We start from the raw sequence: 18,649 nt of genomic DNA, 5'->3' as shown, positions 1-18,649 counted from the left end.
TGCCTCTTTATTATTTTAGTAAATCAGCCACATATGGCATTAACGCTAAATGACGAGCCCTTTTAACGGCTACAGATACTTTTCTCTGGAATTTTAGAGATGTACCTGTTAAACGGCGAGGAAGTATTTTACCTTGCTCGTTAACAAATTTCAATAAAAAGTCAGGATCTTTATAATCAACATATTTGATACCTGCTTTTTTAAAACGGCAATACTTTTTAGTTTTGTTCGTTTCGATGTTTAAAGGCGTAAGATATCTGATATCCCCGTCTTTTTTTCCTTTAGCTGATTGCTCTATAGTTGACATGGCCTTAGTTTGCTTTAGTTTTTAGTTTTTCCCTTCTTCTCTCAGCCCAAGATACGGCGTGTTTGTCAAGGCTTACGGTTAAGAAACGCATAACCCTCTCATCACGGCGAAACTCAGTTTCGAAACCGATTAGAATTTCTGCAGGTGCAGTAAATTGTAAAAGCGTGTAAAATCCGCTTTTTTTGTTTTGGATCTCGTAAGCCAGTTTTTTTAGGCCCCAGTCTTCTTTAGATACGATCTCGGCTCCACGCGAAGTAAGGTAGTCTTCGAACTTACTTACTGTTTCCTTTACCTGGGTTTCAGATAAAACGGGATTCAAGATGAAAACAGTCTCATAGTTATTCATAATACAAAATTTTGTTATAAAATTGGGTGCAAATGTAGGTATTTATATTTAATACACAAGGGCTAATTTTGCTTTTTTTGAATGTTAAAAAAAGCTTTTTTTCTTTATATTTGTAATCATCCATCAAAATAGGCATAACGCATTACTATAAACTTTACAAACGTAAATGACACATGAAGCTTAACTGTGTTGTTGTAGATGACAGTACCATACAAAGGATAACCATTGCAAAACTGGTTAATGAACACCCCGACTTAACACTTGTGGGTGACTTTTCTAATGCCTCAGAGGCACGTAACTGCATACTAAACAAACCTGTAGATTTACTATTTCTTGATATCGAAATGCCGGTGCAAAGCGGCTTTGATCTTTTAGATGGGCTTAAAACACGGCCCCAGATCATTTTTGTGTCATCTAAATCTGATTATGCCCTTAAGGCTTTTGATTATGCAGCGATAGACTACCTGCATAAACCCGTTACCCGCGACCGCTTTAACAAAGCTGCACAAAAAGCTTTAGATATGCAGCTTTTAAAGAAAGACGGTCCCGAAGAAGAAGGCGAATTTATTTTTGTAAAGAGTAACTTAAAGAACTTTAAGATATTTATAGCAAAGATACGCTGGGTTGAGGCTTTTGGTGACTACATTAAGATTAACACCGACGATGAAACCCACCTGGTACTCTCTACCATGAAATCTTTCGAGAACGAACTACCGGAAGACAAATTTTTAAGGGTACATAAATCGTATATTATCAATATTGATAAGGTTGAGCGCTTTAACAGCAAATTCGCTGAGATTGGCGCTACTAAGATCCCGCTGAGCCGTAACAAGAAGGAAGATCTTGCCATTGCCCTGAACAGGAATTCATAATACCTTTTTAATAGGGGTCTACGTTTACCGTTATTTTAACTGACCTGTACTGTGGAACTGCGTCAAGGCTTTCCAGTATTTTTCCTATGGTCTTTTTAGTGCTGCCCAATGCTGCCCCCGGCGGTATTTTTATCATTATGGCACGAATATATTCGTTACGAATCCGGCTAATTCCGGGTTCTTCCGGTCCCAGTACCGGGATGTTAAGGTGCTGTACCAATACATTATACAGCCATATAGAAGCATCCTTAAGCTTTTCGTAATCTTTGTGCTTTAAGATAAGGCGCACCAGCCTAAAGTAAGGCGGATACTTAAAGTTATGCCTTTCATATACCTGTTCCTTAAACATTCCCTCATAGTCATTTTCAGTAACCTGACGGATAATATTATGCAAAGGATTATATGTTTGTATTAGAACGGTACCCCTGTCATCTTTACGGCCGGCCCTGCCTGCTACCTGAACCATCATTTGGTAGGCGCGCTCAAATGCCCTAAAATCAGGCTGAAACAGCATGTTGTCGGCATTTAATATACCTACAAGACCTACATTATCGAAATGCAGACCCTTTGCCAACATTTGTGTACCGACCAATATATCTACTTCCCTGTTTTTAAAAGAATCGATTATCTTTTCGTAACCGTGCTTACCTCGTGTAGTATCCTGATCCATACGCCACGTATTCTTATCCGGAAAAAGTGACTTTAGTTCTAACTCAATCTGCTCAGTACCAAAGCCTTTGCTGTTAATATCGGTGCTGTGGCACTGGTGGCAATGCGTAGGGTTAGCAATATGATAAGCGCAATAATGGCAGCGCAGCTGGTTTTTATACTTATAATAGGTAAGGCTCACATCGCACTGCGGGCATTGCGGTACGTGCCCACAGGTCATACACTCTATCCACGGGGAAAAGCCCCTGCGGTTCTGGAACAGGATAACCTGCTTGCCCAGTGCAAGGGTTTCGGCAATGGCCTGGGTCATGGTATCGCTAAAATGCCCTGTCATTTGCTTACGCTTGTATTTGTCTTTAAGGTCTACCAATATAATTTCAGGCGGGAGCACCTTTCCAAAGCGCTCTTTTAAAGCTACATAGCCATATTTGTTGGCATTTACATTGCTATAGCTCTCTATACTTGGTGTAGCCGACCCCAACAATACCTTGGCCTCAAACATATTGGCCAATACTATCGCCGCATCGCGGGCATGGTAGCGTGGCGCAGGATCCTGCTGCTTAAAGGTTTGCTCGTGTTCTTCGTCTATAATAATGAGTCCGAGGTTTTGGAATGGGAGAAATAACGCCGACCTCGCACCTATTACCACCTGTGCTTTCTCGGATGCTTCCAGCACCTGCTGCCAGGTTTCAACACGCTCATTATTAGTGTATTTGGAATGGAATACTGCCACCTTGTTTCCAAAATAAGCCGTAAGCCTTACAACCAATTGCGTGGTAAGGGCAATTTCGGGCAGAAGGTACAACACCTGCTTACCGCTGTTTATGTATTCTTCTATCAGCCTGATGTATATCTCTGTCTTACCGCTCGATGTTATGCCATGCAGTAATGTAACAGCTTGTTTATCAAAGCTTAACTTGATTTCTTCAAATGCGCCCTGCTGTTTTTCGCTCAGGTTAAACGCTGCATTGCCCGATCCTTTAAACTGTACCCTATCTTCTTCCAGGAAATATTCTTCAAATATCTCTTTGTCAATCAATGACTTAATCACGGCGGCAGTAGCGCCTGCCTCGGTAAGTTTCTTTACCGTTATGGGCTTTTTTTCTGTAGCCTGCAACTGAAAATAAAACATCACAGCCTCGCGTTGCTTTTGCGCACGGCTCAGTAAATCAAGCAGTTCGGTTAATTGGGCTTCCTGTAAAAATTCGGGCTGCAACCTTATATAGCGGATGGTTTTGGGTTTGTATTTTTCGGATATCTCTTCCTGTAGCGACACCGCATTTTTAGATATTAACTTGTTGATTACTGGCAGGATAGTTTTTTTATTGAGGATAGAAACCACCTCCTGCACCTTTAGGGCACTCTGTGTTTGCAGCGCTTCATACACCAGGTATTCTTCATCGGTAAGGGCAATCTCTACGGGGTCAAAGTCTTTTCGGGAGGTAATAATCGTCTCACTTTCAAGCAAAAAGCCCCCCGGTAGTGCCGATTTATACACCTCGCCAATGGTACACATGTAGTACTCGGCTATCCAGTTCCAGTGCTGTAGCTGGGTTTCGGTTACAATTGGGGCATCATCCAATATCTGGTGGATGTCCTTAGCCTGGTACAATTGCGGCGGATTTTGGTGCATTTGTATCACTAACCCCGTGTAAATCTTGTTCTTACCAAAAGGTACTGCAACGCGCATGCCAAGCTTTAGGAAGGCATATTCTGCTTCGTTTACAGCATACGTAAAAGATTTTGGCAGCGCTAAGGGCAGGATTACCTGGGTAAAATAAGGCATATACGTTTATTGACAGTACAAAGATAAGGGTTTAGCGGGCATAAAAAAACACCTTCTGCCTGAAGGTGTTTTTATCAATTTTATGCTTAATATTTCACTTTCGGACTTCGAGATTCGCGAAATACGCTGTTAACTTAAAACTGTCAACAGACAACTATTTCACCCTCGTCCAAGTTTGGCTCCTGCCGAGCATCGAGATGCCCATGTAACCACGAACGCTTAATTTATCGGCGCCATCTAATTTAATGGTGCAGCTGTAAGTTTTACCCTTGTTAGGGTCTAAGATATCGCCATCAGTATACTCATTGCCATCTTTAGTAAGCCCTTTGATTATTACAAGGCCAAGGATGGGCTTATCCTTATCGGCACCCTTGCACTTGGTGCATTTGTTGTTTTTTTTGGCGGGGTTAAGAATTTCAACCACCTTGCCGTAAATTTTACCGCCCTGCTCATACACCTCAACGATAGATTTGGCTTCGCCGGTTTCATCATCTACGGTTTTCCACTTGCCGGTAACCTGTGCAGTGGCCGAAAGCATGCCTGTAAGGGCCACGAATAAAAACATGAATAATGTACGTTTCATAATTTAAGTTGTTAGTTAATGCTAAATATATAAATTTTTTCGCTTTAATTTATGAATCAACGCATTTAATTCGAATCCCAACAGCAAAATAAAGCAGTTAATCCATATATATAGCATTAATACAAGTAGCGTGCCAATAGACCCGTACAACTCATTATACTTAGAAAACCGTACTACGTAAATACCAAAACCATAAGAGGTTAAGCCAAACAACACCGTACTAAAAACCGATCCATAACTAAAAAATGCGGCCTGCCTGGTCTCTTTTGCGGCCACTTTAAAGAGTAATGAGGTAGTGGTAAGTATCATAAGGATAAGGAACAGGTAACGCCCCCACTCCAGCAAATACACGTTGTTTTGCAGGTAGCCCCTAAAAGTTAGGTTGCGGATGATGATCTCAAAAGTTACTATAGCAGCAACAGTGATGATGAGCAGTACGGACAGTACCAGGCTCAACCCAATGGCTACGGCATATTGCCTGAAGAACTTGCGCTTTATGGTAATGTGCATACTGTTCTGGAAACCGCTTAGTATGGCGTTCATACCATTGCTCATAAGCAGTATTGCCAAAAGGATACCCGTACTTAGCAGGCTTTCCTGGCTGTTGAGTAAGATATCCGACAGGATGCCGCTAATGGCATCGTAGGTGTTGGGTGGCACGTTATCGGCTACGAACTCCATAAAATCGTCGCGAAAACCCTCCAGCGGAATGTGCGGTATTAAGTTTAGGATGAACAGCGCAAAGGGGAACAGCGACATAAAAAAGCTGAATGCAATGGCACCTGCCCTGTAGCTAATATCGCCTTTTACAACGCCTGTAAGGTACAGTTCTATAAGGTGGTACAGGGTTAACCCTTCCGAATATGGCAGCTTTATGCTTTTGCCAAACCGCACCAGGTGTTTTAGCACCGGTATACGCTCCAGCTTATGTTCCAGCTCTTTGCTCATTACAGGGCTTTAAGGCTAAGGTCCATATTATAAATAGAGTGCGTAAGCGCGCCGCTGCTAATGTAGTTAACACCACATTCGGCATACTGGCGCATGGTATCCTCGTTAATGCCGCCGCTCGATTCGGTTTGGCAATAGTCGCCTATAAGCGCCACTGCCTCGCGGGTTTGAGCATAATCAAAATTATCAAGCAAGATGCGGTGCACGCCAGAGTTGGCAATAATTTCGCTAACCTCATCAAGGTCGCGTGCCTCAACAATAATTTTCAGGTCAAGGTTATTAGCCTTTAAAAACTCGTGCGTTTTAGTAATGGCAGGGGTAATACCGCCGGCAAAGTCAATATGGTTGTCCTTAAGCATAACCATATCATACAGGGCAAAACGGTGGTTTTCGCCGCCGCCTATCTTAACCGCCCATTTTTCCAGAGCACGTATGCCCGGCGTGGTTTTTCGGGTATCTAAAATCCCGGTGCCGGTACCGGCAAGTATGTCTACGTATTTCTTAGTCTTGGTGGCAATGGCACTCATACGCTGCATGGCGTTAAGCACCAGCCTTTCGGCAGCCAGTATGCTTTGCGAGCTGCCGTGTACATGAAACACCACATCGCCATACTGTACCGGGGTGCCGTCCTGTATAAACACCTCAACGGTAAGGTTAGCGTCTACATGGGCAAACACCTGTTGGGCAAAGGCCACACCGGCAATAATACCGTTGTCTTTAACCAAAAGCTTGGCGCTGCCCGTTGCCGAAGCCGGTATACAGGCCAGCGAGCTATAATCGCCGGGGCCTATATCTTCGCGAATGGCATTGGCTATAATAAGTTGTAATTCGTGCTGAAATTGGGCATCAGGTATCATTGCAATTTTTTAGTTAGGCTAAATTAAGGATTTTTTTGGGAATGCACTTGCCCGCCGAAACCAATGTTTATGGGCATTCTGTATTTCTTACAAAATAAATGTTAAGCAAATGAGGAAAACCGTAAGCTATTGTTAATTAGAATGTTTAGTTTAGTTAAATATTTAAAAAAAGCAAATGATAAAAACCAAACTAACTACTGATGATTTAAATTTTTTTGCGGAGGAATCTAAAAATTATCTTAATAAGCTTAATACTCCGGTTAGCGAAGAAACCATAACAACATCTGACAGAGATATTTATAGTAAAGATTACTCAAGAATTTTGTACAGTTCTTCTTTTCGACGCTTGCAAGGGAAAATGCAGTTTTTGAGTATAGATACTAACAAATTTTATAGAAATAGATTAACACATAGTCAGGAAGTAGTACAAATTGCCAGAACTATTGCTGGATTAATAAGAAAAGAAGCACGTTCAAATAAAATTGAAGAATTTAAACTTTACGGCAGCGACATGTACGTGATAGAATCTTCGTGTTTAGCGCATGATATTGGTAACCCTCCATTTGGACATGCTGGCGAACGCGTTCCACGAACTAATGAAAGGAAAGGGAGGCTATGAAGGAAATGCTCAAACATTTAGAGTGCTAAATGTATTAGAAAGACGGATCCCTAATGAATCAGGTTTATTTTTATCGAAAAGAACTCTTTTGAGCGTGGTAAAGTATTTTAATAAGGGAGAAGACCATAAAAAGTTTTTATACGATTCAGATTATGAAGTAGTAAACAAAATATCCTTAGAAAACGAAGTTACCGTTCGCACTTTAGATGCTCAAATAATGGATATCGCGGATGAAATTGCATATGCAGCACATGATTTAGAAGATGCATTGCGAGGTAACTTATTTACAATCGATGATTTGTTTTTTGAATTTGCAAATAGTCCAGAGTTTAAATCGGCAGTATCAATTCTACAACAAATAATTGATGACTCCAAAAAGATTGCTTCAGAATGCAAATCCAATTCCTCTGAAGACTTTCATTACTTTTTCACAAGACAATTAACCTCAAATATCGTTAATACATTAGTTCAAGATATCGGCTTGATTGAGGTAACTGAAAAAGAAACAAAAATAACTGGTACGTCTAATAAAAAAGAAATTGGCTACTATCAACATGGTGCTTTAGCTAATGGTTTAAAAAAACTCACATTTAAATGTTTGATGAGGAAACCAGAAATATTACTATATGAAAAACAAGGAGAAAAAATAATCAACGGCCTTTTTGAGGTTTTTAGTGATAAGAATTATAATAAGGAGCTCTCACTCTTACCCGCAGAGTATCGTAATTTGATTGATCGTGACAGTGATTGCAGAATTATATGTGACTATATATCAGGAATGATGGATAGCTATGCGATTCAGAGATATAAAAAGTTTTTTGGAGAAAATTCCTTAGATAAGTATTATAGATGATAAAGATAAAGATAATGCAAAACCTCATCCTAACCCTCATCCTCTGTTTCTCGCTAACGGCGAATGCGCAAACTTATGCAAAATACAACGGTAAAAAGGAAAGCGCCAAAACTACGGTGCGTACAGAGGATGAGAAAACGGTTGAAAAGCTAATAATGATAGCTGATGATTTTTTGAACAAAAAACAATTTGCCGATGCTGCTAAGTATTATACCGAGGCCCTTGCTTACAACATCAACGTTTCCAGGGTTACCGAAGGCAGGGGTATGGCTTACTTTTTTGGTGCGGAGTACGAAAAAGCAATAGCCGACTTTGATGCTGTACTACCTATTGCCGAAAAACCTGCGGGTATTTATTTTAACAGGGGCTTATGCAAGCACAACCTGCACGACCTTACGGGCGCCTGTGACGACCTTACCATGGCAAAATTGTTAGATAAAGCGTACGACGACCCTAAAATGTTTTACCTACTCTGTGAGCAGTAAAGTTTTATATATTAGCACCCCAATACCACCCAATGGAGGATCTATTAAGCGAAGAAGAATTTCTTGTTCCGGTAACTTATAATGTGCTAAAAAAGTTCAGGTTCTATTACATTGGGGCAATGGCGCATTTTTTTGCCTTCTATATAGCAACCGATAATTTTAGCGATGGCACAATGCTCTCGAACGTTTTAATAGCCACAAATATACCTGTACCCATCATTATTGCCTTGCTGATGATTTTTGGCAATAAGGAAAATAGTGCCATGCCTCTTAAAAAGATCGCGGCTGCAATTGGCTATTTATGTTTTGCTTATTACATAACCCTCAACATAGTAAATGCAATAGATTGCATTATCCACAAATTGAGTATCAATACCATGTACGAGTCGCTATATCTTGGTTTTGTACCTTTTGGAGGTTACTTTATTATTATATGTAGCATCATACTTCCTATAGTAAGGTTCAGTCAAAAGCGCAGTGCTAAACTTTCTAAAGCATAATTCATGGCGGATCTATTAAACGAAGACGAATTCATACATAAAACCTATTATAACCCGTGGCCTGTCTTTGGTATTTTTTATGCTATGGCGTTTGTACAAGTTTTAATTGTGCGGATGATAATTGCATTAACCTACGGTATGGGCATGATAATGGGTTTTGTTAACCTCTTTGCAACCCTTGTGCTTTGCCTTACCCTGTTTATACATAAAAACGAAATGCTCAGGTTGCCGTGGCGCAAAAAATTACTGGGTATTTTAGGGCTTTTGTCTGTTTATGTGATTGCTACTTTTACTATTGAGTTTGTAAATTACGGCGCAGAGTATTTTATATACGCTGTAAAGCAATCATTAATAGCCGGGGCAAATTATCTTGTTATACTTACTTTTTGCTGTATTGCCATATACATAGTGCAGCGATCCAAACAACGAAACGGTAAGCTTTAGGGTACATTCAAACTGTTAAAGTGCTTTTTGCTTCTGCCTAAATTTGTTTAATTTAGTATTTCCATCAAACTAAAAAAATCGCATGAAAAACCTATTGTACCTCTTTATTGCCTGTTTTACTGTTGCAGTAGCTTCGGCGCAAGCCTCAATTGAAAAAGACCTGCAGGGCGTGTGGAAACTGTCGGAAATTACCGTGAGCGGCACCACCATTAACGTTGCTGCCAGCACTATTACCTTTAGCAAAGAAAAAGAAGCCCAGCTTACACAGCAGCAGCGCGACGCCGTAAAAGCTAAAAAAGATGAAGCCATAAGTAATTTAAAGAACAGTAAAATTACGGTTTCGGGTACTACTATAGCATTTGTTATAGCTAACATGGACCGTAAAGGCACTTTTACAGTTAAACCGTACAGCGATGCCCACATACTAACCATAGCGTATGAGGACGGCTCTGCCGACGAAATGGTTGCTTATATTAAGGATAAAAAACTGCACCTTACCAAAAGCGACGATGCCAACCGCGACGAGATGATCTTTGCAAAGTAAGTGGCTCTGCAAAATTTTAGGGCGGCACTACTTATTATTTCCCCAAAAATGAAGAACTTCGCGCCGTTAAAAATTAGCTTACACACAACATGAAATATACCCGCTTAACAAAAGAGCAGCTGGAGGAGCTTCACCCGGAGTTTATTACTTTTTTGGCATCACAATCTATAGATAAAGCCGCCTGGGACGAACTGAAACAAAACCACCCCGATACCGCCGAGCATCAGCTTGACGTGTTCTCCGACCTTATTTGGGACTCCGTGCTCGAAAAAGCCCAGTGGCTGGAGCATTACTCTAAAAACCATATTTTCCTGTTTAAAATTAGTCAGGAGGGCATGGAGAGCATCGTTATCCACGCGCATACCCCAACCGCTGATTTTTTAACCGAAGGCGGCCTGCAATGGCTCAACGAAAACATCTTTAGCCCCGAAGTGCAACTAAGCCGTGGCAAAAAAGATTTTACCGAAGACCGCAAGCAGTACCTTTTTGGCCTTATAGAACAGGGTGCCATTTTAAGCGAAGGTGTGCTGTACCAGCAGCTGGAGGATATGTTTTAGGGTAGGGTAGCGGTTACCGCTTCCCTAATTTTAAATACCCAATATGCAGTTCATCTTCAAAAACAGTATCGGTTTTTGTTATGGCAATGTGGTATTTGTCTTTTAAGTGGGCCGGTAAAATATCTTCAACCTTGTGCATATCATCTACATCAAGCCCATATTTTTCATCTATGTGGCTTTCGGCACCTTTAAAGCCGTAGTGTTTGTAAAACGTAGTTTTTTTAGACTGCCGTATTGCAAGACCCATAGAGGGTGCTACTATAAGCGCTTTATAATGGTATTCTTCAAACTCGCCGGGTTTATAACCACCAAGGTTAAGAAAAAATAGCTTTTCTTTAGCATCAACAGCCTCGCTTTTAGGAACTATGGCAACGTTGTAACCGTTAATATGCGTAACCTCGCGCCAGGAGTCTACATGCAGCTGGCCGCCATCGGGCCAAAAGGCATACATATCGGCTTTTAATCCTAAAACAGATTCGCCAATGCCAAAAAATATATCGTGTTGCTCCGTTAGTCTGCCATTTGGGGTACAGCCCAGCAAAACCATGTAAAGTTTTTGTTGCGTCATAGTGAGGCAAATATAAAAATGGCTTAATGTTTTTTTGCTAAAATTCACTTAAAAAAATTATTTGGCGCATTTTTTGAAATACTTTAGTAAACAATATAATCAAACATTAAAAATTTTTTACATTATGAAAAAGATACTTTTACTTTTTACAGTTGCAGGGCTATTAACGCTAACCGGCTGTAATAATGATGATGATGTGGTGGTAACCGAAGACAACGATACTATTGCCGAGAACTTTGAGGTTTCTAACGTTGATTTTAGTACTAACAATGTAGTTAACTCAATAGTAATACCTTTAAATCCGGAAATTTTTTCGTCAGATATGGTATTGGTGTACCGCTTGTCGGGCGTTGATGCCGGTAACGATGTTTGGGAGCCGCTGCCTACTACCTACAACTTTAACGATGGAGCCTCTTTAAGCTATTATTTTGATTTCTCGATTGATAAAGTAGTGGTTTACCTGGAATCTGACTTTAATCTTGCAGGAGAGCCGGGCTTTACACAAGATCAGGTATTCAGGGTATTGATCATTCCTGCTTATTTAAGTGCTTCTAAAAAAGCTGTTAACTTTAAAGATTATGACGCCGTTGTAAAAGCTTACGGTATAGAAGAAAAAGACATTAAAAAAATAAGTCTTTAAGCTTAGTTTACTATAAATTGTAAAACGCCCAACAGGGCGTTTTTTTTATGCCCTGAATTTGTGGACATAAAAAAAGCTCCGCATTTGCGGAGCTTAATTAAGTAACGATATATAGCTGATATTAAATATCCATTGTTCTTAAAGCAGAAACCTTCGCTGCCCTTTGTTTCCTCCTGAAGTAAACCGTATCAGGATTACCAAAGTATTTAGTAATGGTTAGCCTTGCCATAAGGTAGCTAACGGTACTTTCTGCACCCTGGTTAAGGTTAACGCTGTGCTCTTCAAGACCGTCAAAACATCCGCCGGTACAAGGGTTGTATATAATGTGTTGCAGGTGGTTGTTGCCCAAGAACCAGTTAAAGGCCATTTCCATTTTATTAAGATATTCTTCATCCTTAAATATATCGTGAAATTTGCGTAGCGCCAGTATAGTGTAGGCTACATCTATAGGCTGCTCACCATACGTTTCCCTTTTGCCGCCTTTTACCAGCCAGCTACGGTTAGAGATAATTTTTATACTCTCATCATCAAATGTTTGCGATAGTAAAAAGTCAAACGACTCTTTTGCCACCTCTTTGTAGGTTTCATTCTCTGTAATTGCGTAGCAAAGCAGTAATGCTTCCGGGAGTACGCTGTTAGCATAGGTAAGGTAGCCCTCAAACCATTTCCAGTCGGCATCAGCCTCATGGCGGTACATGTTTACCATACGGTCGGCAAACATTTTAATGTATATAAGTGTATCGGCATCTTTAACAGTGCGGTTGTAGTAGTACAAGCCTTTAATTACAAATGCCATTGCCCTTGTAGAGTAAATATTTTTGGTAAGCGAAAGCGACTTTTGGAAAATAGCCTCTGCCTTAGCAATAAACTCTGCCGGTAAAATGCTTCCCTGAGAGATAAGGTAGCCTAATGCCCACATGGCGCGACCGGAACTGTCTTCCAGGTTTTCGTCATAGTTTTGCTGTGTAAAGTTCTTGTTAACATCTACATAGTTAAGGAACCTGCCATCGGGTAGCTGACAGAACCCAATAAAGTCCAGGTAAATTTTAATGTAGTTTAGTACATCTTTTTCCCTGTATTTTTTATAGTGCTGGCACAGGGCAATCATGGCCCTTGCATTGTCATCTATTGTGTAGCCGCTGGCAAGGTCAGGCACGTTAAGCTTGGAGAACTGCACAAAACCAAAATCGGTTGTCATGTTCTTCATGTGGTCCAGGTTTATCTTAGGATTCCTGTACTGTAGTTTAATGCTTTTGCCACCTGCCGTTTTCTGTAACACTTTTGCATGGCTTACCGCCGAGTTTTCCCAAGTGGTGTGTACAATTTTGTGCAGGCCGTTAAGGATCATTTTTTCCCTCAATGCCGGGTCAAATAATAAGGTATTGATGGCATCGCTAAGCTGTTCTGAATTCCCGAAGTCGAAAATAATACCGGTATCGCCTGCTAATACCTCTTTTGCGTGAGGGATAGGGGTAGACACGATAGGACAGCCACAGCTAAGGGCGTAAGAGAAGGTACCGCTTACCGCCTGGTTAGGGTCTTTAGATGAGAACACGTAAATATCAGTTAACTGAAGGTATTCCAAAAGTTCATCAAGTGCTACATATTTGTTAATGAACTGCACGTTGTTTTGCAGGCCAAGGTCTTCAATTTTTTTGGTAAGGAACTCGCGGTATACTTCGCCTTCCTGCAATGCCACGGTAGGGTGGGTTTTGCCTATTATAAGGAAAAGTACATCCGGGTTTTTATCTACTACGGTAGGCAGTGCATCAAGCGTGGTCTCAATGCTTTTACCTGAGCTTAAAAGCCCAAAGGTGCTAAGTACCGTCCTGCCTTCGTAGCCATGTTTGGCTTTAAGCTCTGCGCTGTGGCCATGCGATACAAGGTGGGTTCCGTGGGCAATTACGGCGATTTTATCTGCATCTACAGTATAATCGCGCTCCAGTATATCGGCAGCGTTGTGCGTCATTACAATAAGCGAATCTGCCCTGTTTAGTATGTGCTGTACGTTAGCTTTAAGCTCATCGTTAGGGCCGGGAAGCACGGTATGGAAAACTACCGAAAGGGGTTTTTTAACTTCATCTATAAAGGCGTTAAAGTCGCCCACAGTTTCGTGCACCAAACCAAACTCATGCTGAATAAGTACAATTTTTAGGTTGTCATCTTCATTAATGGCTTTTGCAAGAGCTACATACGATTCAGGTTCCGATGTGTTAAGTACATACTTAACATCTGGGTCGGTATACATATGTTGTTCGTTTTTGCTTTCTAAAGCACAAATTTTTATAGAGAAAGAATCTACATAATGGTCATTCAATGCCTTAATAAGATCCTGGGAATACGTGGCAATACCGCACTGCCTTGGTGGGAAAGTGGTTATTACTAAAATTTCCGGCAATGCATCTATGGTAATCGGAGTTATATTTTGGGCAGAAAGCTGTTCTATAAGTGAGTTGTATGGTTGGAATTTGTTTCCGGCGTTTTTACGGGTTTTCATGGCGATGTAATATATTAAGTATTAAGCAATTTGTAATCGTAATTTTTTGAGTCAATAAGAGCAATTTAATATTTGGACTTAAAAAACCGGCTATAAAAATTTATAACCGGCTCGTAGTAACTATTTATTAGGTTGGCCTAAGTTTATTAAGCCCTTGATGCTTTAACCCATTCTGCAGCCCTGTCTTTAGCGGCATTTACAATTTCGCCGGTTTCAGATGATGCATTTTTATATTCTTTCTGGGCTTTACGCTGTAGTTCGTTAAGCTTGCCTCTAAAGTTAGATTTAGCTTCTTCTATACGTGCCTCATATTTTTTTTGAGACCTTTTGCGTGAAAGTACTACTGCTGCTCCTGCAAGTACCGCTGCTCCCGCAGCAATACCTAAAATCAGTTTTTTATTGCTCATATTATTTGTTATTAGGGGTTACTGTTATTTTCTTTAGCCAAATTATGTAATCCCTACTATATAAGCTATTTGCTTAGTAAAAGTTTAACTCAATTAACAAAGCTTTAAATAATTTATATTTTTCTTAACCTATGTAAGAATTTTGTTGAATATAATGTAATCCTGATACGGGATTATGATGTGGTGCCTATAAATTTAATGATAATTTAATGAAGTAGTGATTTTACAGGGCAGATTTGAGGGATTGATAAAAAACTGAAATTTTAGCCCCTAAAAAAACAGGGGTAATTATATTTTGGAACAAAATTTTGTACATTTGCACAGGTTTTAATCATTCATTAACATTAAAAATTAAAGTTTCATGTCAACATTTCGTTTTGAGGCCTTAAAAGAAACCGCAAACAGAAAGCCGGTTACAGTAGCAGAACTGGACAAAAAATCGATTATTTTTGGAAGTAATGTGTTCAATGACAAAGCAATGCGTCAGTTTTTAACTTCAGAAGCCCACAAGGCGGTTAAAAATGCAGTGGAACATGGAACTAAAATAGACCGTAAAATTGCTGAGTACATAGCAATGGGTATGAAAGAATGGGCACTTAGTAAAGGTGTAACCCATTATACCCACTGGTTTCAGCCCCTTACAGGTACCACTGCAGAAAAGCATGACGCCTTTTTTGAAACCTCATTTGATGGCAGCGACCCGGTAGAAAAATTTGGCGGAGGCCAATTGGTACAACAGGAGCCGGATGCATCAAGTTTCCCTAACGGAGGTATTCGTAATACATTCGAGGCCCGTGGTTACACGGCATGGGATCCTACATCGCCTGCTTTTATTTTTGGAACAACACTTTGCATACCTACGGTATTTGTATCATACACAGGAGAAGCGCTTGACTATAAAGCACCTTTATTAAGGGCCCTTACTGCTGTTGATGAAGCTGCTGTGGCTGTATGTAACTATTTTGATAAAAACGTACGTAAAGTAACAGCAACCCTTGGCTGGGAGCAGGAATATTTCCTTGTAGATTCGGCACTTGCGGCTTCAAGGCCCGATATTACCTTAACAGGCCGTACCCTTTTAGGGCATTCATCGGCTAAAGGCCAGCAATTGGACGACCATTATTTTGGGTCGATACCTACACGCGCACTTAACTACATGCGCGATCTTGAAAACGAGTGTATGCTTTTAGGTATACCGGTTAAAACTCGCCATAACGAGGTGGCTCCTAACCAGTTTGAGTTTGCCCCGATATTTGAGGAAACCAATCTTGCGGTAGACCACAACTCTTTATTAATGGATGTTATGCAAAAAGTTGCAGAGCGCCACTCTTTTAAAGTATTACTACACGAAAAACCTTTTGCAGGTGTAAACGGTAGCGGTAAGCACAACAACTGGAGTATGGCTACAGATACAGGTATTAACCTGTTAGGCCCCGGTAAAACACCAATGAGCAACCTTCAGTTCCTTACGTTCTTCATCAATACTATTAAAGCGGTATCTACCAACGAGGAACTAATGCGTGCATCTATTGCAACAGCAAGTAACGACCACAGGCTTGGTGCTAACGAGGCGCCACCGGCAATTATATCAGTTTTTATTGGCGAGCAGCTTACTAAAGTGCTTGCTGAGCTGGAAGGTGTTTCTACAGGTAAACTTTCTCCTGAAGAAAAAACCGACCTTAAACTTAATGTAGTGGGTAAAATTCCGGATGTATTATTAGATAATACCGATAGGAACCGTACATCGCCATTTGCGTTTACAGGTAATAAATTTGAGTTTAGGGCAGTAGGCAGTAGCGCTAACTGTGCTAATGCAATGACCATCCTTAACTCTATCATGGCGAAACAGCTTAGAGACTTTAAAAAAGAAGTTGACGCGCTTATAGACGGTAAAGAGATGAAGAAAGATGATGCTATCTTTAACGTACTTAGAGAGTATATTAAGGAGACTAAAGCGATTCTTTTTGAAGGCGACGGTTACAGCGATGCATGGGCTGAAGAAGCTGCTAAACGCGGACTAAGCAACCACAAAACTACACCAACGGCGCTTAAAGCTAAGGTATCTGAGTCGGCTCTTGCGTTATTTGAAGAGCTTGGCGTAATGAACCACGTTGAGGCAGAAGCCCGTTACGAAATAGAACTTGAAGAGTACACTAAAAAGATACAGATAGAAGGCCGTGTGTTAGGCGATATTGCCCGTAACCACGTTGTACCGGTAGCTATCCGTTATCAAAATGTTCTTATCCAGAATGTTAAAGGACTTAAAGATATCTTTGGCAGCGAGTTTGAAACTGTTGGTAAAGAACAGATTGCTATCATCAGGGAAATTTCTGAGCACATATCGGGCATCAACACCCAGGTTGCCGAAATGACCGAGGCACGTAAGAGCGCTAACGCATTAGGTTCGTCTGAAGAGCAGGCTCATGCCTACTGCGATAATGTGAAGCCTTACTTTGATGTTATAAGGAAACATTGCGATAAATTAGAGCTATTGGTAGATGACGAAATCTGGCCGCTTACTAAATACAGGGAGTTATTGTTTACACGATAGTTTACTGTTATATTATATATCTGAGAATCCTGCCGCGAAAGTGGCGGGATTTTCTGTTTATATAATAAAATTCTTATATTATACGTTAACCTATCGAACCAATCAAAATTCAATCAAAATGAAAAAAATCTTATTTGCATTTTTATGTGCCATCCCATTTACGTCATGTTCCGATAGTGATGTTACTGATGTCAAAAATGTACAGCAATCGGTAAATGAAATTACTGACGAACCGGAAGACGAACCTGAAATTGCAGCTTATGAACTCGATAGTGTTATCCAATATTCAGGTGGAAACGCAAGCGTTTTTGAGTTTTCAAACAATAAAATGGTTAAGCAAAGTATAGGTAACCAACTGTTTTATGAATATTCGTATAATCAGGACGGCCAGTTAAGCTCGATGACGGGTAAAGATGAACAGGGAAACATTAATTTTACACGGTCTGTTTCGTATGGGGCAGATAAAAGGATAATTGCTAAGAACGACACCTACTATAACAACATCCAAAATACTACGTCTACAGAAAATGTTACCTATATATATAATAATGCAAATAACACAGTAACAGCTGATTTTGATTCGTATGATGAATATGCTCAGGATCGTGTTTATCATTTTAATGCTGCAGGGCTTCTTTCTAAAATAACCACTACCGATGGCACAGATATTCAGGTGTATGAATATAACGGAAATAATATTTCGCAAATGACAAGCGGCTCCATTTATGGCTTTACTTACGATAATGTTACCGCGGTTAAAGGCGAATACTTAAATATGTACCGTAACCAATTTAAAAATTATTCAAGTTATATTGTTTATACCGGCTACATGGTAGTAAAAACAGTAACACATAATTATTTATCTCAGTTTACCGACTATTCAGGTGTAGCAAATTATACTTATCAGTTTAATGCTGAGGGTTATCCTGTAGAGGTAAATGTTAACCATCCAACTGCTAATGATGAGCAAATTGTAATAAAATACAAACCTACGGAGTAGTACCTTTAAGATAATTAAAATTATAGCTGTTATGGAAATTTGTTTTAAAACGATTTTCATAACAGCTAATTTTTTATATTGGCTTTAAAATTGGCTACATGAAACAGCTCGACATAACCCTGCATACCAACCGCGATTTTATAATTTCCTATAAGGGGCAGGAACTCGGGCGGCAGCATTATCCTAAATGGTCGTCGTCTAAGGCGGTCATTAACATTGGAGCCGATGAATACATTTTAGAGCCCAGGGGCTTTTGGCAAACAAAGCACGAGGTTATGCAAAATGGCAATGTGGTTTTACAAATGCAAATAAAATGGAGCGGTGGCACACAAATGAACAAACCCAAAGAGCCGCATCATTATTATATATTCAACCTTCGCGGATTTTTTAAAAGCGGCTATGTACTAACCAATTATAAAGGAGAGGAACTGTTGGAGATAAAAGCCGATTTCAGTATTAAGAAGTTCAGCACATCTTATCTTACTACCTGCAATGATAGCTTTGGCGAGACTGATTTTGAGAAGCTGCTTATAATGCTCTCTGTAAGCTGCTACAGGCAGGGGCAACAAACCGCGGCAGCGGCAGGTGCAATACAATAATCCGGTTGTGTTTTATT

General features: G+C 40.2%; 21 protein-coding genes. 12 read left to right on the top strand and 9 right to left on the bottom strand.

Going from position 1 to position 18,649, the window contains the following annotated elements:
• Positions 1 to 10 precede the first annotated feature (10 nt).
• Positions 11 to 307: a 30S ribosomal protein S18 gene (gene rpsR, locus FMM05_RS15070; protein WP_143374229.1), complete on the bottom strand. Its 297-nt coding sequence runs from the start codon at positions 305 to 307 to the stop codon at positions 11 to 13.
• 4 nt (positions 308 to 311) lie between these two features.
• Positions 312 to 653 (bottom strand): 30S ribosomal protein S6, encoded by a 342-nt coding sequence (rpsF, locus tag FMM05_RS15065; RefSeq protein WP_143374228.1) that lies wholly within the window; start codon positions 651 to 653, stop codon positions 312 to 314.
• A 173-nt stretch (positions 654 to 826) separates the two neighbouring features.
• On the opposite strand from rpsF, the gene FMM05_RS15060 reads away from it, so the two are divergent.
• Complete coding sequence (locus FMM05_RS15060; protein WP_143374227.1) at positions 827 to 1,525, top strand: LytR/AlgR family response regulator transcription factor; 699 nt, start codon at positions 827 to 829, stop codon at positions 1,523 to 1,525.
• 7 nt (positions 1,526 to 1,532) lie between these two features.
• On the opposite strand, the gene priA is transcribed toward FMM05_RS15060, so the two are convergent.
• The 4 genes from priA to nadC form a co-directional block, all read right to left on the bottom strand.
• Positions 1,533 to 3,980 (bottom strand): replication restart helicase PriA, encoded by a 2,448-nt coding sequence (gene priA, locus FMM05_RS15055; protein WP_143374226.1) that lies wholly within the window; start codon positions 3,978 to 3,980, stop codon positions 1,533 to 1,535.
• Between the two features lie 154 nt (positions 3,981 to 4,134).
• On the bottom strand, positions 4,135 to 4,563 hold the full coding sequence (locus FMM05_RS15050) for a DUF2147 domain-containing protein (RefSeq protein WP_143374225.1): 429 nt from the start codon (positions 4,561 to 4,563) through the stop codon (positions 4,135 to 4,137).
• A gap of 21 nt (positions 4,564 to 4,584) precedes the next feature.
• Positions 4,585 to 5,511 carry a YihY/virulence factor BrkB family protein gene (locus FMM05_RS15045; protein ID WP_143374224.1) on the bottom strand — a complete coding sequence of 309 codons (927 nt, stop codon included), beginning with the start codon at positions 5,509 to 5,511 and terminating at the stop codon, positions 4,585 to 4,587.
• Positions 5,511 to 6,368: a carboxylating nicotinate-nucleotide diphosphorylase gene (gene nadC, locus FMM05_RS15040; protein WP_143374223.1), complete on the bottom strand. Its 858-nt coding sequence runs from the start codon at positions 6,366 to 6,368 to the stop codon at positions 5,511 to 5,513. Before nadC ends, FMM05_RS15045 begins: the two co-directional genes overlap by 1 nt.
• A gap of 175 nt (positions 6,369 to 6,543) precedes the next feature.
• Between nadC and FMM05_RS21105 the strand changes: the two genes are divergently transcribed.
• The 7 genes from FMM05_RS21105 to FMM05_RS15010 all read left to right on the top strand — a co-directional run bounded on the left by FMM05_RS21105 (position 6,544) and on the right by FMM05_RS15010 (position 10,370).
• On the top strand, positions 6,544 to 6,987 hold the full coding sequence (locus tag FMM05_RS21105) for an HD domain-containing protein (protein WP_221932283.1): 444 nt from the start codon (positions 6,544 to 6,546) through the stop codon (positions 6,985 to 6,987).
• On the top strand, positions 6,965 to 7,840 hold the full coding sequence (gene dgt / locus FMM05_RS15035; RefSeq protein WP_221932282.1) for a dGTP triphosphohydrolase: 876 nt from the start codon (positions 6,965 to 6,967) through the stop codon (positions 7,838 to 7,840). The genes FMM05_RS21105 and dgt overlap by 23 nt, the downstream gene beginning before the upstream one ends.
• A gap of 14 nt (positions 7,841 to 7,854) precedes the next feature.
• Positions 7,855 to 8,325, top strand: a complete 471-nt coding sequence (locus tag FMM05_RS15030; RefSeq protein ID WP_143374222.1) for a tetratricopeptide repeat protein — start codon at positions 7,855 to 7,857, stop codon at positions 8,323 to 8,325.
• Positions 8,326 to 8,357: 32 nt separating this feature from the next.
• On the top strand, positions 8,358 to 8,825 hold the full coding sequence (locus FMM05_RS15025; protein ID WP_143374221.1) for a hypothetical protein: 468 nt from the start codon (positions 8,358 to 8,360) through the stop codon (positions 8,823 to 8,825).
• A 3-nt stretch (positions 8,826 to 8,828) separates the two neighbouring features.
• Positions 8,829 to 9,269 (top strand): hypothetical protein, encoded by a 441-nt coding sequence (locus tag FMM05_RS15020; protein WP_143374220.1) that lies wholly within the window; start codon positions 8,829 to 8,831, stop codon positions 9,267 to 9,269.
• Between the two features lie 82 nt (positions 9,270 to 9,351).
• Positions 9,352 to 9,813, top strand: a complete 462-nt coding sequence (locus FMM05_RS15015; protein WP_143374219.1) for a hypothetical protein — start codon at positions 9,352 to 9,354, stop codon at positions 9,811 to 9,813.
• Positions 9,814 to 9,902: 89 nt separating this feature from the next.
• On the top strand, positions 9,903 to 10,370 hold the full coding sequence (locus FMM05_RS15010) for a DUF6495 family protein (protein WP_143374218.1): 468 nt from the start codon (positions 9,903 to 9,905) through the stop codon (positions 10,368 to 10,370).
• A 13-nt stretch (positions 10,371 to 10,383) separates the two neighbouring features.
• Here the strand turns inward: FMM05_RS15010 and FMM05_RS15005 are convergent, their stop codons facing one another.
• The gene (locus FMM05_RS15005) at positions 10,384 to 10,938 is read right to left on the bottom strand and encodes a DUF1543 domain-containing protein (protein WP_235894418.1); all 555 of its coding nucleotides are present in this window, start codon (positions 10,936 to 10,938) and stop codon (positions 10,384 to 10,386) included.
• A gap of 124 nt (positions 10,939 to 11,062) precedes the next feature.
• Between FMM05_RS15005 and FMM05_RS15000 the strand changes: the two genes are divergently transcribed.
• Positions 11,063 to 11,578, top strand: coding sequence for a hypothetical protein (locus FMM05_RS15000; RefSeq protein ID WP_143374217.1), 516 nt, complete (start codon positions 11,063 to 11,065; stop codon positions 11,576 to 11,578).
• Between the two features lie 121 nt (positions 11,579 to 11,699).
• On the opposite strand, the gene FMM05_RS14995 is transcribed toward FMM05_RS15000, so the two are convergent.
• Both FMM05_RS14995 and FMM05_RS14990 read right to left on the bottom strand, forming a co-directional pair.
• On the bottom strand, positions 11,700 to 14,075 hold the full coding sequence (locus tag FMM05_RS14995; protein ID WP_143374216.1) for a glycosyltransferase: 2,376 nt from the start codon (positions 14,073 to 14,075) through the stop codon (positions 11,700 to 11,702).
• Positions 14,076 to 14,221: 146 nt separating this feature from the next.
• On the bottom strand, positions 14,222 to 14,482 hold the full coding sequence (locus tag FMM05_RS14990; protein ID WP_143374215.1) for a hypothetical protein: 261 nt from the start codon (positions 14,480 to 14,482) through the stop codon (positions 14,222 to 14,224).
• Between the two features lie 361 nt (positions 14,483 to 14,843).
• Here FMM05_RS14990 and FMM05_RS14985 point away from each other — a divergent pair, with 361 nt between their 5' ends.
• The 3 genes from FMM05_RS14985 (at position 14,844) to FMM05_RS14975 (ending at position 18,632) form a co-directional block, all read left to right on the top strand.
• Complete coding sequence (locus FMM05_RS14985) at positions 14,844 to 17,033, top strand: glutamine synthetase III family protein (RefSeq protein ID WP_143374214.1); 2,190 nt, start codon at positions 14,844 to 14,846, stop codon at positions 17,031 to 17,033.
• Between the two features lie 118 nt (positions 17,034 to 17,151).
• Positions 17,152 to 18,033 (top strand): hypothetical protein, encoded by an 882-nt coding sequence (locus FMM05_RS14980; protein ID WP_143374213.1) that lies wholly within the window; start codon positions 17,152 to 17,154, stop codon positions 18,031 to 18,033.
• A 98-nt stretch (positions 18,034 to 18,131) separates the two neighbouring features.
• The gene (locus FMM05_RS14975; protein ID WP_143374212.1) at positions 18,132 to 18,632 is read left to right on the top strand and encodes a hypothetical protein; all 501 of its coding nucleotides are present in this window, start codon (positions 18,132 to 18,134) and stop codon (positions 18,630 to 18,632) included.
• Positions 18,633 to 18,649: the final 17 nt, after the last annotated feature.

This window comes from Flavobacterium zepuense, assembly GCF_007097145.1.
Lineage (GTDB): Bacteria > Bacteroidota > Bacteroidia > Flavobacteriales > Flavobacteriaceae > Flavobacterium > Flavobacterium zepuense.
Note: the sequence above shows the minus strand (reverse complement) of the source record. Positions and strands in the feature narration are given on the sequence as shown.

Coding starts and splice junctions, on each gene's coding strand:
- priA (WP_143374226.1), bottom strand. CDS start 3,980: ATGCCTTATTTTACCCAGGTAATCCTGCCCTTAGCGCTGCCAAAATCT.
- rpsR (WP_143374229.1), bottom strand. CDS start 307: ATGTCAACTATAGAGCAATCAGCTAAAGGAAAAAAAGACGGGGATATC.
- FMM05_RS15000 (WP_143374217.1), top strand. CDS start 11,063: ATGAAAAAGATACTTTTACTTTTTACAGTTGCAGGGCTATTAACGCTA.
- FMM05_RS15050 (WP_143374225.1), bottom strand. CDS start 4,563: ATGAAACGTACATTATTCATGTTTTTATTCGTGGCCCTTACAGGCATG.
- FMM05_RS21105 (WP_221932283.1), top strand. CDS start 6,544: ATGATAAAAACCAAACTAACTACTGATGATTTAAATTTTTTTGCGGAG.
- FMM05_RS15020 (WP_143374220.1), top strand. CDS start 8,829: ATGGCGGATCTATTAAACGAAGACGAATTCATACATAAAACCTATTAT.
- FMM05_RS15045 (WP_143374224.1), bottom strand. CDS start 5,511: ATGAGCAAAGAGCTGGAACATAAGCTGGAGCGTATACCGGTGCTAAAA.
- FMM05_RS15005 (WP_235894418.1), bottom strand. CDS start 10,938: ATGACGCAACAAAAACTTTACATGGTTTTGCTGGGCTGTACCCCAAAT.
- nadC (WP_143374223.1), bottom strand. CDS start 6,368: ATGATACCTGATGCCCAATTTCAGCACGAATTACAACTTATTATAGCC.
- FMM05_RS15015 (WP_143374219.1), top strand. CDS start 9,352: ATGAAAAACCTATTGTACCTCTTTATTGCCTGTTTTACTGTTGCAGTA.
- FMM05_RS14995 (WP_143374216.1), bottom strand. CDS start 14,075: ATGAAAACCCGTAAAAACGCCGGAAACAAATTCCAACCATACAACTCA.
- FMM05_RS14985 (WP_143374214.1), top strand. CDS start 14,844: ATGTCAACATTTCGTTTTGAGGCCTTAAAAGAAACCGCAAACAGAAAG.
- dgt (WP_221932282.1), top strand. CDS start 6,965: ATGAAAGGAAAGGGAGGCTATGAAGGAAATGCTCAAACATTTAGAGTG.
- FMM05_RS15060 (WP_143374227.1), top strand. CDS start 827: ATGAAGCTTAACTGTGTTGTTGTAGATGACAGTACCATACAAAGGATA.
- FMM05_RS14975 (WP_143374212.1), top strand. CDS start 18,132: ATGAAACAGCTCGACATAACCCTGCATACCAACCGCGATTTTATAATT.
- FMM05_RS15030 (WP_143374222.1), top strand. CDS start 7,855: ATGCAAAACCTCATCCTAACCCTCATCCTCTGTTTCTCGCTAACGGCG.
- FMM05_RS15025 (WP_143374221.1), top strand. CDS start 8,358: ATGGAGGATCTATTAAGCGAAGAAGAATTTCTTGTTCCGGTAACTTAT.
- FMM05_RS14980 (WP_143374213.1), top strand. CDS start 17,152: ATGAAAAAAATCTTATTTGCATTTTTATGTGCCATCCCATTTACGTCA.
- FMM05_RS15010 (WP_143374218.1), top strand. CDS start 9,903: ATGAAATATACCCGCTTAACAAAAGAGCAGCTGGAGGAGCTTCACCCG.
- FMM05_RS14990 (WP_143374215.1), bottom strand. CDS start 14,482: ATGAGCAATAAAAAACTGATTTTAGGTATTGCTGCGGGAGCAGCGGTA.
- rpsF (WP_143374228.1), bottom strand. CDS start 653: ATGAATAACTATGAGACTGTTTTCATCTTGAATCCCGTTTTATCTGAA.